Below are 14,735 nucleotides of genomic sequence, written 5' to 3'. Positions count from 1 at the left end.
AAGCGATTAACCCGGACGGGTGACGGTCGACTGGCTAGGGTCCCGGCGCTCACGCTTCGCGGGCGAACCCCATGTCCATCCAGTCCACCCAGGTTGCGCCGTCGGGCGAGCGCTCCCATTTCGCTGCCATCGTCTTGCCGTCGGGGTCGATGGTCAGCGTCGTGCGCATCGTGTCCCCGGCGAACGTCCAGACACCGGCGTCGTCGACACTTGCCCGCATCTCGCCGTATCCGCCCTGGTCGTCGAACGCCCGCATCCGCAGCCGGCCGCCGTCAGTCGGGTCCGGGTCGCCGATCATCTCGATCACCTGCACCCGGTCTTCGCCCATCTGCACGTCGACGTGATGCACCAGGAACCCGCCACCCGGAAACCACTCGTAGGCGTCCGTGCCGGCGATCTGCACGCCGTCCACCGTGCGGCCGCTCGATCGCCACCGTCCGAACAGGGGTTCAAGCCGCTCGATCACCGGTATCGCCCTTCCGCACTCAGGTAAGCTCGTAAGCACAAGCTAACAGAAGGACGGTGGATGGACGAGGTACTCACGGCCGTGGCCGACTCCACCCGCCGCGGCATCCTCCTGCTCACCCGCGACCGCGAGGTCGCCGCCGGCGAGATCGCCGCGCAGTTCCCGATGATCAGCCGACCAGCCGTCTCGCAGCACCTGCGCGTCCTGATCCACGCCGGCCTGCTCCACATGCGACGCGACGGCAGCCGCCGCCTCTATCGGCTGCGGGCCGAAGGCTTCGCCGAGGCGGCCGGCTTCCTTGACAGGATGTGGGCGGCCCGGCTCGACCACCTCAAGCATGAAGTGGAGAAGGAACACCGAGGATGATCGAGCACACCATCCAGATCGACGCCCCGCCAGAGGTGGTCTCGCGCTTCTTCACCGATCCGGCGCGGATGGCCCGCTGGCTCGGCCCGGCCGATCTCGACCCGATGCCGGGCGGCGAGCTGACGTTCCAGCTCACCGACGGCCCCGGACTCGTCGTGCGCGGCCACTTCACCGAGCTTCGGCCGTACGAGAAGATCGCCTTCACGTTTGGCTGGGAGCCGACGCCGGATGTGCCCGATCTGCCACCCGGCTCTTCCCAGGTCGAGGTGACCCTGTCGGCGCAAGCCGGCGGCACCCTGCTGACCCTGCGCCACACCAGCGTGCCGCACAACCTCGCCGAAAACACCTACACCGGCTGGGCGGGCTTCCTTCATGCTCTCAGAGCCGAAGCCGCGTACGCCTAGAGAGCTGCCGCAGCCGGCGGCGGCGCACTAGCTGGCCTGGGCGACCGGGTGGCGCCTCATCTCCTCCATGAAGGGGAACCGCGCGGTGAGTTCGGCGAGCGTGGTCCCGGCCCGCCAGGCGTCGGCCACCTGCGCCACCTGGAGCAGGTCGGTGGCGTCGCCGCGGGCCTGGACCTCGCCGGACACCCGGAGGTCGATCATGAAGTAGCGGGCCTGGGCGCCGAGCCCGACGCAGACGACGCCGCGGTCGGAGGTCAGCTCGGCGCAGGTGAACCGGGCCCGCCCGTGGTCGGGGGCGCTCACCTGGCCGAGGTCGAGCTGGTGCTGGGCGGCCGTGTCGGCGAGCGCGGGGGCGAGTCCGCCCCGCTCGACCAGGTCCGGGTAGAGGCGCACACCCAGCGCCGTCGAGACGTCGCTCATGAACTGACTCCCACTTCCTCGTGACAGAGACCAGCAGCACGCGGTTACGGGAATGTTTCCGGCGTGCCTTGGTCATCCTGTCCCCCCTGGAGGCCCCACGGCAATAGGAACGGTTGATTCGGCCCCTGTCCGGGTGACATCGCTGCACCGGCTCGAGCGCGCCGACGTAGTGGCCAGCGCCTGGCGCGACGAGGGCGGGTGCCGCCGCGACACGCGCACCGGCGGCCGGCCGGCGGCGCCGCGTACGATCCAGGCCCATGGCGCGGATCCGGTGTGACTTCTTCTCCGAGGCGCTCGGCATGGGCACGTCGATGACCGTGCTGCTACCGGAACGGGCCGCCACGCAGATCGGCATGGCCGGCAGCGCCGCCGTCGGTGACCCGCCGGTGCTCTATCTGCTGCACGGGCTGAGCGACGACGACACCATCTGGACCCGGCGCACCGCGATCGAGCGGTACGTGGCACCGCTCGGGCTGGCCGTGGTGATGCCGCAGGCCGGGCGGAGCTTCTACGCCGACGAGGCGCACGGCAACCGCTACTGGACCTTCCTCAGCGAGGAACTGCCCGAGATCTGCCACTCGTTCTTCCGCCTGTCCGACCGCCGGGCGGACACCTTCGTCGCCGGCCTGTCGATGGGCGGCTACGGTGCGATTAAGTGGGCGCTGCGCGACCCCGGCCGGTTCGCGGCGGCGGCCAGCCTCTCCGGCGCGCTGGACGTCACCCGGCGGCGGGACCACCCGACCAGCCCCGTCAACCCGGCGGTGTGGCACACGGTGTGGGGCGACCGGGAGGTGCCGGGCACCGACGACGACACGGTGGCGCTACTGGAGCGCGTAGGCTCCGACCTGCCCGCGCTCTACGTCGCCTGCGGCACCGAGGACTTCCTGTACGAGGACAACATCCGCTTCGTCGAGGCGGCCCGGCACCGTGGGGTGCCGGTCACCGTGGAGTTCTCCCCCGGCGACCACGACTGGGCGTACTGGGACGCGAAGATCCAGGACGTGCTGGCCTGGCTGCCGCTGCGCCGCGAGGTCATCGGCTGAGCCGCAGCCACCGTCTCGGTCGGACCCGAGGCTCTGCCGGGCGGCGGCTCAGACGCCGACGGAGCCGTCGATGGCCTCGCGGAGGAAGTCTGCGTGCCCGTTGTGCCGGGCGTACTCGTGCATCATGTGCAGCATCACCAGGCGCAGCGAGACCTCCTCTGCCCAGCGTGCGTTGTAGGCGGTGACGTCGAGGGACTCCGCCTCCCGCTCGATGCGGCGGGCGTGCTCGACCTCCCGCTGCCACGCCTCGAACGCTTCCGACCGGTCGGCGGCGCTCGCGTCGTACGCCTCCTGGAAGTCGCCGGTCTCCGACCAGACCAGCGGGATGTCCTCGCCGTTGATCACCCGGCGGAACCAGGTGCGCTCCACCTCGGCCATGTGCCGGACCAGACCGAGCAGCGACAGCGTCGACGGCGGCGAGGACTGCCGGCGCAACTCCTCGTCGGTGAGCCCCGCGCACTTCATGGCCAGGGTGGCCCGGTGGAAGTCGAGGAATGCGCGCAGCGTCTCCCGCTCGCCGGCCAGCAGCGGCGGGCCGATCCGTTCGGTCTCCACGAGGGTCCTTCCGCGCAGGCGGCGGGCCTGCTCGTCAAGGGTTGGCAGTGGTACCGGGCGAGCTTAGTCTCAGCCCATCCGTCCACCTCCGAAGGGATCATGGGATGAACCCCCACCTCCGACGTTCCGCGCTGGTCGCCTCGGCGGTCACCGCGGCGCTCGCTGCCGGCGGCACGACCGTCCAGGCGGCCGCCGATCCCTACGGCCACACCGCCACCGCGACGGTCTTCGCCCCGAACCCCGTGCAGCAACTCGGCGACCAGTCGCTGACCGACCAGAAGGACGCGGACTACCCGGCGCTGGCCGGGGCGTACCGGTCGGTGCTGCTGACCAACCTGGACGGTTCCGGCACGCTGACCGGGCAGTACGTCGTGGTCAAGAGCAGCACCGGCACGCCGGCCCGGGCGGCCGACGGCGCGTTCCCGGCGTGGCACCGCGACGCCGACCAGTTCGAGCAGGTCATGGGCTACCACTGGGTGAACACCGCCCAGGCGTACCTGCAGTCGCTCGGTTTCGGCAGCACGCTGCGCCCGGTCAACCAGCGGCAGATCGAGCTGCGCATCGGCCAGTACGGCGGCGACAACTCGTTCTTCCGTGAGGACAAGGCCAACATCACCCTGGGCAAGGGCGGGGTGGACGACGCCGAGGACGCCGAGGTGATCGTCCACGAGTACGGCCACTCGGTGCAGGACGGCCAGGTGCCCGGCTTCGGCACCACGCTCGAGTCCGGCGCGATCGGCGAGGCGTTCGGCGACTACCTGGCGGTCGCGGTGACCAGTTGGGCCACCGGGGCGCCGACCCGGACGCCGGAGGCCTGCGTGGCCGACTGGGACTCCGTCTCGTACACCCGGACCGCCCCGCACTGCCTGCGCCGTCTCGACGGCACCAAGGTCTACCCCGCCGACCTGCGGGGCGAGGTGCACGCCGACGGGGAGATCTGGTCGCGGGCGCTGTGGGACATCCGCACCGCCCTCGGCGACCGCACGGCGACCACGCTGATCGTGGACGCGCAGTTCGACTTCGCCAAGGACACCACCTTCCGGGACGCGGCGGTGGCGACCGTGGCCGCCGCGCAGCGGCTCTACGGCGCCCAGGCCGCGAACGCGACCCGCGCCGCGTTCGCCGCCCGCGGCATCCTGTGACCGCCGCGTTGGGCGCCGCCTCCGGCCGGGGCGGCGCTCACCGCAGCGACGACCGGGCCACCGGGAAGTCGAAGTACGTGTCCGGGTACGGCTCGGCGCGATAGCGGTAGTGCCACCACTCCCGGGGATAGTTCTCGAAGCCCTGCGCGGTCATCAGCCGCTTGAGCAGCTCCCGGTCGGCCCGCGCCGGACCGGTGATCCGGGCGTCGGCGGTGTGGGCGCGCGGGTCGAAGCAGTCGAACCCGGTGCCCATGTCGACCGAGTTGTCCGGGAAGCGGCGCCCCGCGGGCGCGGTGCAGGGTTGCAGCGGCTGCCCCGGCACGTACGCCGGCTGGTCCGGGGTCGGCACCGGGACCAGGGTCAGGTCGAGGGTGCTGCCCCGGCTGTGCGCGGTCGGCGCACCGATGTAGCCGTCGGCGAAGAGCCTGGTCTTGGGCACGTCGGGATAGAACTCGGCCTTCATCTGCTGCTCGCCGGGGGTCTTCGCCCAGGCGACGAAGTCGTCCACCGCCCGCTGCGGGCGGTAGCAGTCGTACACCTTGAGGCTGCGGCCCTCGGCGAGGGCGGCGGCCTGGACCCGGTGCAGCGCCTCGGCAGCCGTCCGGGTGAGCAGGCACAGCGGTTCGGCATAGCCGGTGATCGGCCGGCCGACGAAGTTGTGCGCGGTGGCGTACCGGATGTCGGTGCGGATGCCCGGGTCTACAGCGGCGAGGTCGACGAAGTCGGCCGGCGCGCGTGATCCGGCCGACGGGGTCGGCGACGGGGTGGGTGCCGGGGTGGGCCGCGGCGCGGGGCGCTGGCAGGCGGCGAGCGCGGCGACCAGCACGACCGCGATCGCCCCCACGCGGACGCCGCCGCCCCCTCGTCGCCCACGCCCCACCTCGCCCTGTCTACCAGCGTCGCCGCCCGCAGCCGGGCGCGAATTCCCGGAAGGGGTGGCCAGGGTCACCGCGCCCCGTCCCGGTGTGCCCCCAGCGGCCCGACCGTCCAGCCCTGGCGGTGGCACTCCGTCAGTAACCGGGGCAGGGCGGCCAGCGCGGCCCGCCAGGCACCCGGTGCGGCGGAGCACGAGGAGTCGTGCAGCAGGATCGTGCCTCCGCCGGAGAGTCCGGACCGGACGGTGGCGTACACGGTGTCGCCGGTGGCCTTACGGGTCCAGTCCCGGCCCCAGCAGCTCCACAGCACCGGCTCCAGCCGCAGTCGGCGCGCCGCCAGCAGGGTCGCGCCGGTGAGCACGCCGTACGGCGGGCGCAGGAAGCGGGGCGTCCGGCCGGTCACGCCCGCAATCAGCGCCTGGGCGCGCGCCAGGTCGCGTACGGTCGCCGCCGGCCCGCGCAGCAGCAGGTTGTGGTGCGCCCACCCGTGCACCGCCACCTCGTGACCCGCGGCGACGATCTCCCGGCCGAGCTCGGGGGCTCGCTGGAGCATCACGCCGAGCAGGAAGAAGGTGGCCCGCACCCCGTGCGCGGCCAGCACCTCCAGGAACCGCGGGGTCGACTCCGGGTCGGGACCATCGTCGAAGGTCAGCGCCACCCGGTCCGGCGGACCCACCCCGTGCAGGCCGGGCAGGAACCGCCGCCGGACGGCCGGCAGCGCGGTCACGACCGGCGCCACCTGCACCGCCGGCAACGCGGCCGCCGCGGCCCAGGCGACGGGCCGGGCGCTCACCGGAGACCGCCGGTGGACTGCAGCAGCGCCGCCACCACGGCGACCGCGTCGCCGACCGAGTCGACCAGCCGGTGGCTGCGGTCGTCCACTCCGGCGCTCCCGGCCCGGCTCGCCACCTCGGCGACCAGGCTCGCCGGATCGTCCCGCTCGGCCGCGGCGCCCTCCGCCCTGGTGCCCCCCACCTCCCCCGCTCCCCAGGCGTCCGCCACGGTCAGGGCCAGCCGGTCGTCCGGCGGCAGGCCGGAGCGTTGCCGGGCCGGCCGCTGGCCGACGGCGGTCGAGGCGGCGAAGGCCCGCGACACGAGCGGCTGGACCAGCGTGAGGTCGACGTCGTCCGCGGGCTGCAGCTCGGCGGGCCGTACCGCGCAGTAGACGTCCACGCCCTCGCACAGCCAACTGGGATGAACGAAATCGGTCACGTAGGTGAGGAGCGGGACAGCCAGCCGCCCGTGCCGGCGCAGCGGCCCGAGGAGCTGGTTGGCGAACGGGTAGGTCGTCACCACCACCCGGGTGTCCGGCGGGATCGACCGGCGCATCCGGCCCCGGAGCGGCCGGAGCAGCCCGCGGAACACCGAAACGGACAGCCGCGACCGGCTGGTGAGGGCGAAGAGCGCGTCGTAACCCCACGGCAGCCAGCGCCGGGTGCCCCGGTAGGCCCCCCGGACGACCCAGCGCGCCGGGCGGGGCAGCGCCTCCAGGAAGTTCAGCCGGTCCACCACGAAGCCCCGGCGGCGCAGCCGCCGCGTCAGCTCGACGGCGGCCGTGTCGTGGCCCGCGCCGATGTCGGCGGAGACCACCACGATCCGTCCGGCGCTCTCCATGTCGCCGCGCATACCCGGGGCCACGACATCCACGCGTCCGCCCTCAGATGGCCCGTCGCCGGACCAACAGGCGCAGGGCCACGTACCCGGGCAGCACCGGCAGCCAGAAGGTGGCCAGCCGGTAGATCAGCACCCCGGCGACCGCGGTGTGCACCGGCACCCCGTAGAGCAGCAGCCCGGAGACCAGGGCCGCCTCGGTGGCGCCCAGCCCGCTGGGCGTCGGCGCGACGGAGGCCACGCCCTCGCCGAGCGCGGAGACCAGCACCACGGGCGCGATCAGCGCCGGAGCGGAGGGCAGCCCGACGGCGAGCAACGCGAGCCAGAGCGCGGCCCCGTAGGCCAGGGTGAGCGCCACGCCGACCGGCAGTAGCCGCAGCATCCGCCCGCTGCGGACGAGCAGGCGGAGGGCCTCGAGCGCCTGCCGCCGGGCCTGCCGCACGCGGGCCCGCCACCGGCGTACGCCGAACGCCACCACGGCCAGCGCGAGCAGCGCGAGCACCACGAGCAGGAGGATCCGGCCTCGACCGACGGCCGCGCTGCCCAGGTGCTGCGCGGAGCCCGGGACGAACGGCACCAGGACGGGCAGCATCAGCGCGAAGGCGACCGCGCCCGCAGCCCGGTCCACGGCGATCGCGGTGGCCGCGACCGGCAGCGGCAGCCGCTGCCGCCGCAGGTAGCGGAGGCTGAGTGCGACCCCGCCGACGGCGCCCGGCGCGACCCGGTTGACGAACGCCGACGCCACCTGCACCGCCACGGTGGCACCGAAGGGAATCCGGCCGGGCGCGGCGAGGCGCAGCGCCAGGGCGCTGATCGGGTACGTCGCGGCAGCGGCGACCAGCGAGCTAGCCACCGCCCACGGGATCGCGTGCCGCAGCGCCCCCAGCGCCATGGCCACCTGGCCGGACTGGGCGAACACGAGGTAGCCCAGGACGCCGAGCATGACCACCAGGAGCAGGCCCCGGCCGGTGAACCGGACCACCCGGGCCGGCCGGGGGGAGCGCCCCGCACAGCGGTGGACGATCTCGTCGCGGAGTTCGTCGAGCAGGCCGGGCTGCGTGCCCAGCGCGTGTCGCCCGGCCGGGGACAGCAGCACGGGTTGCAGCCAGGGCAGGCAGTCGGCCACCGCGGCTTCACCCAGGTGGGTGGTCGCGGCCGCGACGGTGGGGCGTACGCCGGCCAGGGCGGCGAGCGTGACCAGCGGCTCGACCAGATCCCGGGCGCGCTGCTCGGGGCTGGCCCGGTCGGTGGCGGCGGCCAGCCCGACCAGCCGGGCCGCGGAGTCGGTCACCAGCACGCAGCCCCCGCGCAGGTCCTGGTGGGCCAGCCCGGCGCGGTGCAGCAGCGCCACCTGGCGCCAGACGTCGGCGAGCGCGTCCGCGCCCAGCTCGCCAGGGCGGAGCGTGTCCAGCGGCCGCCCCGGCGCGAACTCCTCGACGAGCAGGCCCTCCCCGGCCGGGCCGGTGATCACGTCCACCGGGCGCGGCACCCGCACCCCGGCGCGCGCAGCCCGGCGGAGCAGCTCCGCCTCGTGCTCGGCCTTCTGCGCCGCGGTGCTGTACGGCGGGCCGTCAGGGAGCTGGCGGTACCGCAGCCGCCGGTACCAGCGACGCAGGCGGCCCGCGTCCCACTGCCGGCCGGCGGTCAGCTTCACGAAGAGGCAGCGCCCGTCGTCGGTGGTGACCCGCCAGGGGCGGGAGCCCCGGCGGTCGCCGGGCAGTGGCTCGAGGGCCCGCACCGCGACACCCCGGTCGGCGAGGAGTTGGCGGACCCGCGCGGCGGAGCCGGCCCCGCCGCTGTCCCGCATGCTCCGACCATAGGGCCCGGCCGCGTACGTCGGGCGGCAACGCCGCCGATCCGTGCGGCGGCTGCCAGCGCCTCGGCTCGGTCGGGGGAGCCTCGTACAGCAGGTCGTCGGGCTCGCTCTCGGCCTGCTCGCCGGCCGCCCCGAAGCCCGGGTCCTAGGCGCGGCGGCGGCCGACCCGGCGGGACCGGCCCCGGCGGGCGACCAGCGCGGCCACGAGACCGCCGATCGTCAGCGCGAGGATGCCGGCGACCGGCACGATGACCCGCCAGTCACCGTCGGCCATCCGCGCCAGCGCGGTCCCGGCCGGCCCCCGCCAGGGCGCTGGCGTGACCGTGGTCGACGGGGCCGGGGAGCCGCTCGGGGCCGCCTCCGCCGCGTCCAGCTCGCCGGGTTCGACCAGCCGGCCGACCGAGGCGTCCCGGGGCAGGGAGAATCCCCAGTCGAGCAGCTGGGCCCCCTGCTGCCAGCCGCGTACCGGGCGGGCCTCGGCGCCGAGCAGGGTGACCACCAGCCGCCGGCCGTCGCGCTCGGCGGCGCCCACGTAGCTGTGCCGGGCCAGCTGGGTGAAGCCGGTCTTGCCGCCGAGGGCGCCCGGGTAGCGGTAGATGAGCTGGTTCTCGTTCTGGATCTGGAAGCCGCCCTTCTTCAGGGCCGGCTGGGCTGGGATCTTGGTGCGCTCGGTGAGCGCGTACCGGCGGAACAGCGGGTTGGCGAAGCAGGCCCGTGCGATGAGTGCCAGGTCGTACGCGCTGGTGAACTGTCCCTTGCCGTCCAGCCCGGACGGGGTGACGGCGTGGGTCTGCCGGGCGCCGAGGCGGTGGGCCTCCTCGTTCATCGCCCGCACCCCGCCGGGTACGCCGTCGTCGCCACCGCCGAGCCGGGCGAGCACGTTGGCGGCCTCGTTGCCGGAGTTGAGCAGCAGTCCGAGCCACACCGTCTCGACCAGGTACTTTCCGCCGACGAGCAGGCCGACGGCGGAGCTGCCCGGTTCGATCTTCAGGTCGTCACGGGTCACGGTGACCACCTGCTTCGGGTCGAGCTTCGGCAGCATGGTGGCCGCGAGCAGCAGCTTCTGGGTGCTGGCCGGGGTGGCGTACTCGTGCGGCCCGCAGGCGCCGAGCACGGCGCCGCTGTCCAGGTCGGCGACCAGCCAGGAGGTGGCGGTGACCGCCGGGGGCGCGGCCGCCCCGTCCGGCACGACCAGCCCGGGTGTGTCCAACCGCTCGCCACCCACCACCCGGTCCGCCGGCACGTTCGGCGGCGGCACCGGTCGGGGCGGGCGGGACGCCTTCGGCGCGGGCGCCTTCGGGCAGGGCACGGGTGCCCGGGCGGCCGCCGCGGCGGGGCCGAGCTGCGCGGCCGCTCCGGCCGGCGCGGCCTGCCCGCCGGATCTCGGCGGCGCGGCGGGCACGGCGGGCACGGAGGTCCCGGTGCCCAGGAGGACGGAGGCGGTGAGGGCGGCCAGGACCCGAGCTCTCATGACCAGGGAGACTAACCGCAAGATCGCTTCGCGGTGACACCCGTCGGGGTCCGCCACGCCACGTCCTGCCGCCGTCGCGCCGGGTTACCGGCGCACGTGCCCACCGGACCGCCATCGCCGACCGGCGCGGCGGCGGCCGGCCGACCCTGTGTTGGGTCGGATCCAGCCGCCCGGTCAGCCGGACGCCAGGCCCAGGTCCGCCAGGTAGCCGTGGAGCGCGGCGGTGGAGCGCAGCCGGCGCAGGCTGCGCCGGTGCAGGTCCTGCTCACGCCGGGCCAGCTCGGCGCGGACCCGCTGCGGGCTGCCCGTGGTACGCAGCTCGCCGAGGACCGCCTCGACGATCTCGTAGGGGTAGCCGCCGCGGCGCAGCAACGCCACGACCTGCGCCGCGCGTACCTCGGCGGCGTCGTACACCCGGTAGCCGGTGCCCCGCTGCCGCGCCGGGCGCAGCAGGCCGCGCTCCTCCCACAGCCGCAGGCGGGAGGTGCGGACGCCGGCCAGTTCGGCGACCGCGCCGATGCGCAACGGGCGCCGGGGCGCCGGGCCGGCGCTGCCGGCCACCGTGTCGAAGGCGGCGACGACCCGGCCGATCTCGGCCCGCTCCCGCTCCAGCTCGGCGTGCCCGGCGTCCACGGCCGCCAACGCCGCCGGCACGTCGCCGCGGTGGACGGCGGCCATCGCCTGGCGGGTACGGGCCCAGCCGTGCCCTTCGGCCAGCCGGCGCGCCACCGCCAGCGCCCGCGCGTGCGCCTCGGTGAAAATCCGGTAGCCGCTCTCGGTACGCGAGACCGGCGGCAGCACTCCGAGGTCGACGTAGTTGCGGACCTGCTGCACGGAGATGCCGGCCCCGGCCGCGAGGTCGACCGCGCGCAGTCTCCGCTCCGGGTGGGTCGCCACGGCCGGCAGCCTATCGCTTCCACCTCGGTTGAGACTTTTTGGCGGAAGCCGGGCGCCGCTCGCGCCCGGCATGCGCCGAAAGCCTCCACAAGGACATTAATGGGAGAATTGAGACGGCCAGGCCGCCCAGGAACCGGGCAGGACTCCGCCCTGCCCTCGAGCGCTGAAGGGTCCCCATGCCACCGTCCGCACCGTCCACCGCCGACAGTCACGACATGATCGAGGTACGCGGCGCCCGGGAGAACAACCTCGCCGACGTCTCGGTCGACATCCCCAAGCGACGCCTCACCGTCTTCACCGGGGTCTCCGGCTCCGGCAAGTCCTCCCTGGTGTTCGGCACCATCGCCGCCGAGTCCCGCCGCCTGATCAACGAGACCTACAGCGCCTTCCTCCAGTCGTTCATGCCCAGCCTGTCCCGGCCGGACGTCGACTCGCTGCGCAACCTCACCCCCGCCATCGTGGTGGACCAGGAGCGGATGGGGGTGAACTCCCGCTCCACCGTGGGCACCGCGACGGACGCGTACGCGATGCTGCGGATCGTGTTCAGCCGACTCGGCACGCCGCACATCGGCGGGCCGGGGGCGTTCAGCTTCAACCTGGCCGAGGGCATGTGCCCCACCTGTGAGGGCCTGGGCCGGGTCTCCGACCTGGACGTGTCCGCCATGGTCGACGTGGAGCGCTCGCTCAACGACGGGGCGATCCTGGTGCCCAACTTCGCCGTCGACTCCTGGTACTGGCAGACCATCGTCGGCTCCGGCCTGTTCGACCCGGATGTCAAGCTCCAGGACTACACGCCGGAGCAGTGGCAGGACTTCCTGCACAAGCCGGCCACGAAGATCAAGATGGGCAGCAACAACTGGACGTACGAGGGCCTCGCGGTCAAGGTGCGCCGGCTCTACCTCAGCAAGGACCGGGAGTCGATGCAGCCGCACATCCGGGCCTTCGTCGACCGGGCGGTCGCCTTCACCACCTGCGGCGACTGCGACGGCAGCCGGCTCAACGCCGCGGCCCGCTCGGTGCGGGTCGCCGGCCGGACCATCGTCGAGTGCGCGGCGATGCAGATCAGTGACCTCGCCGAGTTCCTTCACGGGCTGGACGATCCGGCGGTGGCACCGCTGGTCGGCAACCTACGCGAGACGGTGGACTCGCTGGTCGAGATCGGGCTCGGCCACCTCAGCCTGGACCGGGAGTCCGGCACGCTCTCCGGCGGCGAGGCGCAACGGGTGAAGATGGTGCGCCATCTCGGCTCCAGCCTCTCCGACGTCACGTACGCCTTCGACGAGCCCACCGTCGGCCTGCACCCGCACGACATCGCCCGGATGAACGACCTGCTGCTGCGGCTGCGGGAGAAGGGCAACACCGTCCTGGTGGTCGAGCACAAGCCGGAGACCATCGCCATCGCGGACCACGTGGTCGATCTCGGCCCGGGCGCCGGGACGGCCGGCGGGCGGATCTGCTACGCCGGTGACGTCGCCGGGCTGCGCCGCGCCGACACCCGCACCGGCCGGCACCTGGACCACCGGGTCGCCCTGCGCGAGCGGGTCCGCCGGCCCACCGGCCACCTGCCGGTCCGCGGTGCCGACCTGCACAACCTGCGCGACGTGGACGTGGACCTCCCGCTGGGCGTGCTGACCGTGGTGACCGGCGTGGCCGGCTCCGGCAAGAGTTCACTGATCCACGGCTCGCTGTCCGGGCGGGCCGGGGTGATCGTGGTGGACCAGTCCGCCATCCGGGGCTCGCGGCGCAGCAACCCCGCCACCTGGACCGGGCTGCTCGACCCGATCCGCACCGCCTTCGCCAAGGCCAACGGGGTGAAGGCGGCATTGTTCAGCGCGAACTCTGAGGGCGCCTGCCCCACCTGCAAGGGGATCGGGCTGGTCTACACGGACCTGGCGATGATGGCCGGGGTCGCCTCGGTCTGCGAGGACTGCGAGGGCCGCCGCTACACCGCCGAGGTGCTGACCTACCGGCTGCGCGGCAGGAACATCAGCGAGGTGCTGGCCATGTCGGTCACCGAGGCCCGCGAGTTCTTTCCCACCGGCACCGCCCGGGCGGTGCTCGACCGCCTCACGGACGTCGGCCTGGGCTACCTAGGTCTCGGCCAACCGCTGACCACCCTGTCCGGGGGCGAGCGGCAGCGGCTGAAGCTGGCCACCCATCTCGCCGGTGACGCCGCCACGTACGTGCTGGACGAGCCGACCACCGGGCTGCACCTGGCCGACGTGGACCAGTTGCTGGCCCTGCTGGACCGGTTGGTCGACGCCGGCAACACGGTCATCGTCATCGAGCACCACCAAGCCGTGATGGCGCACGCCGACTGGATCGTGGACCTGGGGCCGGGCGCCGGCCACGACGGCGGGCGGGTGGTGTTCACCGGCACCCCCGCCGACCTCGTCGCGCACGGCGCCACCCTCACCGCCCGCCACCTGCGCGGCTACGTGAACCGCTGACCGGGGCGGCCGGCCGGACCAGCTCGGGACCGGCGGCTCAGGGCAGCCGGTGCAGCCACCACCGTTGCCACGGGGTCTCCACGGCGCGAGGGTGGTGGTGGGCGCGCACCCAGGCCACCGCCCGCGCGGGGGCGAGCCCGTCGAGGACGGCGAGCGCGGCGAGGGCGGTGCCGGTCCGCCCGACGCCGCCCCGGCAGGCGACCTCCACCCGCTCCCCCGCGTACGCCCGGCGCCACGCCTCCCGCAGCGCGTCCCGCGCGTCGGCGGCATCGAGCGGCACCCAGAAGTCGGGCCAGCGGACCCGGCGGTACGGCCAGGCCGGCGTCGGACCGTCGGCCAACAGCAGGGCGAAGTCGGCCGGCGAGGCGGGCACGCCGATCCGACGGCCGCGTACGGTGGCGCCGCCGGGCAGCACGACCAGCCCGGCGCGGTCGGTCCAGCGCTCGCCCGCGTTCATCCGGCCATTGTGCCGGCCGCCGCCCGGCCCGTGCCGGCCCGTCGGCCCCGCACACCTGGGTGCCCGCCGGACGTGGTCCGGCGGGCACCCAGTCGAGGTCCGGGCTCTGCCCGGTGCGCCTCGGTCAGCGCGAGCCCATTCCGAGGCGGCCGCGACGACGCCAGGCCAGGGAGAGCAGCAGCAGGACGACGCCCGCACCGGCCATGCCGCCGCCGAGCTTCATCGGTGTGCTGAGGCTGGAACCGGTCACCGGGAGGTTCTCATCCTTGTGCGGCGGTCGATGCGGCTTCGGCGGGAGGACCGTGGCCGTGGCGGTGGCAACCCGGTCCGAGGTCTCACCGGTGGCGGTGAAGGTGTACCGCCCCGGCCGGTTCGGCCGGTAGGTGACAGTGAAGTTGCCAGCGGCGTCGGCGGTCACCGTGAACTCCAGCGGTGCCGGCTGCGGCTGCGCCTGCGAGTAGGACACGTTCGCCAGCGCCACGGTGGTGCCGTCGCTGCGCCGTGTCGTTCCCTGCGCGGGCGCGGCCTGCGGCAACGCCGAGATGGCGACGCGGAGGTCCACTCTCTCGTTGTGGTCGAAGCCGGTGCCTTTGAGCGTGAAGGTTTCGCCGAGTCTGATGGTGGGCGGGTTGACCGTCAGCTTGGTGACGGGCGGCGGATAGACCGGTGGCTGCGGCTGCGCCGCCCCGGCCGCGGTCGGCGCGGCCGCCACGGCCAGGCCGACCGTGAGCGCCATGATGATGCGGGATAGCCGCATGTGGA

The 14,735-nt window shown here is 74.2% G+C and carries 16 protein-coding genes; 5 read left to right on the top strand and 11 right to left on the bottom strand.

Annotated elements, in window-relative coordinates:
* Window positions 1–49: 49 nt before the first annotated feature.
* Window positions 50–403: a hypothetical protein gene (locus ACGF4F_RS01395; protein WP_357435697.1), complete on the bottom strand. Its 354-nt coding sequence runs from the start codon at window positions 401–403 to the stop codon at window positions 50–52.
* A 123-nt stretch (window positions 404–526) separates the two neighbouring features.
* On the opposite strand from ACGF4F_RS01395, the gene ACGF4F_RS01390 reads away from it, so the two are divergent.
* Window positions 527–832 carry a metalloregulator ArsR/SmtB family transcription factor gene (locus ACGF4F_RS01390; RefSeq protein ID WP_357435699.1) on the top strand — a complete coding sequence of 102 codons (306 nt, stop codon included), beginning with the start codon at window positions 527–529 and terminating at the stop codon, window positions 830–832.
* A complete protein-coding gene (locus ACGF4F_RS01385; protein WP_357435700.1) occupies window positions 829–1,236 on the top strand; it encodes an SRPBCC domain-containing protein in 408 nt (135 codons plus the stop codon). The genes ACGF4F_RS01390 and ACGF4F_RS01385 overlap by 4 nt, the downstream gene beginning before the upstream one ends.
* 27 nt (window positions 1,237–1,263) lie before the next feature.
* Here ACGF4F_RS01385 and ACGF4F_RS01380 read toward each other — a convergent pair whose 3' ends face one another.
* Window positions 1,264–1,656 carry a hypothetical protein gene (locus ACGF4F_RS01380; RefSeq protein WP_357435701.1) on the bottom strand — a complete coding sequence of 131 codons (393 nt, stop codon included), beginning with the start codon at window positions 1,654–1,656 and terminating at the stop codon, window positions 1,264–1,266.
* Between the two features lie 257 nt (window positions 1,657–1,913).
* On the opposite strand from ACGF4F_RS01380, the gene ACGF4F_RS01375 reads away from it, so the two are divergent.
* Window positions 1,914–2,699, top strand: coding sequence for an alpha/beta hydrolase (locus ACGF4F_RS01375; protein ID WP_393073736.1), 786 nt, complete (start codon window positions 1,914–1,916; stop codon window positions 2,697–2,699).
* Between the two features lie 48 nt (window positions 2,700–2,747).
* Here ACGF4F_RS01375 and ACGF4F_RS01370 read toward each other — a convergent pair whose 3' ends face one another.
* The gene (locus ACGF4F_RS01370) at window positions 2,748–3,254 is read right to left on the bottom strand and encodes a DinB family protein (protein ID WP_357435705.1); all 507 of its coding nucleotides are present in this window, start codon (window positions 3,252–3,254) and stop codon (window positions 2,748–2,750) included.
* A 104-nt stretch (window positions 3,255–3,358) separates the two neighbouring features.
* Between ACGF4F_RS01370 and ACGF4F_RS01365 the strand changes: the two genes are divergently transcribed.
* Window positions 3,359–4,396 carry a M36 family metallopeptidase gene (locus tag ACGF4F_RS01365; RefSeq protein ID WP_357435707.1) on the top strand — a complete coding sequence of 346 codons (1,038 nt, stop codon included), beginning with the start codon at window positions 3,359–3,361 and terminating at the stop codon, window positions 4,394–4,396.
* A gap of 37 nt (window positions 4,397–4,433) precedes the next feature.
* Here ACGF4F_RS01365 and ACGF4F_RS01360 read toward each other — a convergent pair whose 3' ends face one another.
* From ACGF4F_RS01360 to ACGF4F_RS01335, 6 genes are all read right to left on the bottom strand, one after another.
* Window positions 4,434–5,231 (bottom strand): M15 family metallopeptidase, encoded by a 798-nt coding sequence (locus ACGF4F_RS01360; RefSeq protein ID WP_357435972.1) that lies wholly within the window; start codon window positions 5,229–5,231, stop codon window positions 4,434–4,436.
* A gap of 110 nt (window positions 5,232–5,341) precedes the next feature.
* Window positions 5,342–6,064 carry a polysaccharide deacetylase family protein gene (locus tag ACGF4F_RS01355; protein WP_357435709.1) on the bottom strand — a complete coding sequence of 241 codons (723 nt, stop codon included), beginning with the start codon at window positions 6,062–6,064 and terminating at the stop codon, window positions 5,342–5,344.
* Window positions 6,061–6,918, bottom strand: coding sequence for a UDP-N-acetylglucosamine--LPS N-acetylglucosamine transferase (locus tag ACGF4F_RS01350; protein ID WP_357435710.1), 858 nt, complete (start codon window positions 6,916–6,918; stop codon window positions 6,061–6,063). Before ACGF4F_RS01350 ends, ACGF4F_RS01355 begins: the two co-directional genes overlap by 4 nt.
* A 10-nt stretch (window positions 6,919–6,928) precedes the next feature.
* Window positions 6,929–8,689 carry a lysylphosphatidylglycerol synthase transmembrane domain-containing protein gene (locus ACGF4F_RS01345; RefSeq protein WP_357435712.1) on the bottom strand — a complete coding sequence of 587 codons (1,761 nt, stop codon included), beginning with the start codon at window positions 8,687–8,689 and terminating at the stop codon, window positions 6,929–6,931.
* 154 nt (window positions 8,690–8,843) lie between these two features.
* Window positions 8,844–10,169 carry a D-alanyl-D-alanine carboxypeptidase family protein gene (locus tag ACGF4F_RS01340; protein ID WP_393073730.1) on the bottom strand — a complete coding sequence of 442 codons (1,326 nt, stop codon included), beginning with the start codon at window positions 10,167–10,169 and terminating at the stop codon, window positions 8,844–8,846.
* Window positions 10,170–10,343: 174 nt separating this feature from the next.
* Window positions 10,344–11,066, bottom strand: coding sequence for a MerR family transcriptional regulator (locus ACGF4F_RS01335; protein WP_357435714.1), 723 nt, complete (start codon window positions 11,064–11,066; stop codon window positions 10,344–10,346).
* A gap of 176 nt (window positions 11,067–11,242) precedes the next feature.
* On the opposite strand from ACGF4F_RS01335, the gene ACGF4F_RS01330 reads away from it, so the two are divergent.
* A complete protein-coding gene (locus ACGF4F_RS01330; RefSeq protein WP_393073727.1) occupies window positions 11,243–13,516 on the top strand; it encodes an ATP-binding cassette domain-containing protein in 2,274 nt (757 codons plus the stop codon).
* Window positions 13,517–13,553: 37 nt separating this feature from the next.
* Here the strand turns inward: ACGF4F_RS01330 and ACGF4F_RS01325 are convergent, their stop codons facing one another.
* Window positions 13,554–13,973 (bottom strand): protein-tyrosine phosphatase family protein, encoded by a 420-nt coding sequence (locus tag ACGF4F_RS01325; RefSeq protein ID WP_357435716.1) that lies wholly within the window; start codon window positions 13,971–13,973, stop codon window positions 13,554–13,556.
* A gap of 124 nt (window positions 13,974–14,097) precedes the next feature.
* Window positions 14,098–14,730, bottom strand: a complete 633-nt coding sequence (locus ACGF4F_RS01320; protein WP_357435718.1) for a hypothetical protein — start codon at window positions 14,728–14,730, stop codon at window positions 14,098–14,100.
* Between the last annotated feature and the right edge of the window lie 5 nt (window positions 14,731–14,735).

The organism is Micromonospora sp. NPDC047740, from assembly GCF_043204735.1.
In the GTDB taxonomy this organism is placed as follows: Bacteria; Actinomycetota; Actinomycetes; order Mycobacteriales; family Micromonosporaceae; genus Micromonospora.
The sequence above is the reverse complement of the archived record's forward strand: the minus strand, read 5'-3'. Positions and strand labels throughout refer to the sequence as shown.

Coding starts and splice junctions, on each gene's coding strand:
- ACGF4F_RS01390 (WP_357435699.1), top strand. CDS start 527: ATGGACGAGGTACTCACGGCCGTGGCCGACTCCACCCGCCGCGGCATC.
- ACGF4F_RS01385 (WP_357435700.1), top strand. CDS start 829: ATGATCGAGCACACCATCCAGATCGACGCCCCGCCAGAGGTGGTCTCG.
- ACGF4F_RS01380 (WP_357435701.1), bottom strand. CDS start 1,656: ATGAGCGACGTCTCGACGGCGCTGGGTGTGCGCCTCTACCCGGACCTG.
- ACGF4F_RS01375 (WP_393073736.1), top strand. CDS start 1,914: ATGGCGCGGATCCGGTGTGACTTCTTCTCCGAGGCGCTCGGCATGGGC.
- ACGF4F_RS01365 (WP_357435707.1), top strand. CDS start 3,359: ATGAACCCCCACCTCCGACGTTCCGCGCTGGTCGCCTCGGCGGTCACC.
- ACGF4F_RS01345 (WP_357435712.1), bottom strand. CDS start 8,689: ATGCGGGACAGCGGCGGGGCCGGCTCCGCCGCGCGGGTCCGCCAACTC.
- ACGF4F_RS01340 (WP_393073730.1), bottom strand. CDS start 10,169: ATGAGAGCTCGGGTCCTGGCCGCCCTCACCGCCTCCGTCCTCCTGGGC.
- ACGF4F_RS01330 (WP_393073727.1), top strand. CDS start 11,243: ATGCCACCGTCCGCACCGTCCACCGCCGACAGTCACGACATGATCGAG.
- ACGF4F_RS01325 (WP_357435716.1), bottom strand. CDS start 13,973: ATGAACGCGGGCGAGCGCTGGACCGACCGCGCCGGGCTGGTCGTGCTG.
- ACGF4F_RS01320 (WP_357435718.1), bottom strand. CDS start 14,730: ATGCGGCTATCCCGCATCATCATGGCGCTCACGGTCGGCCTGGCCGTG.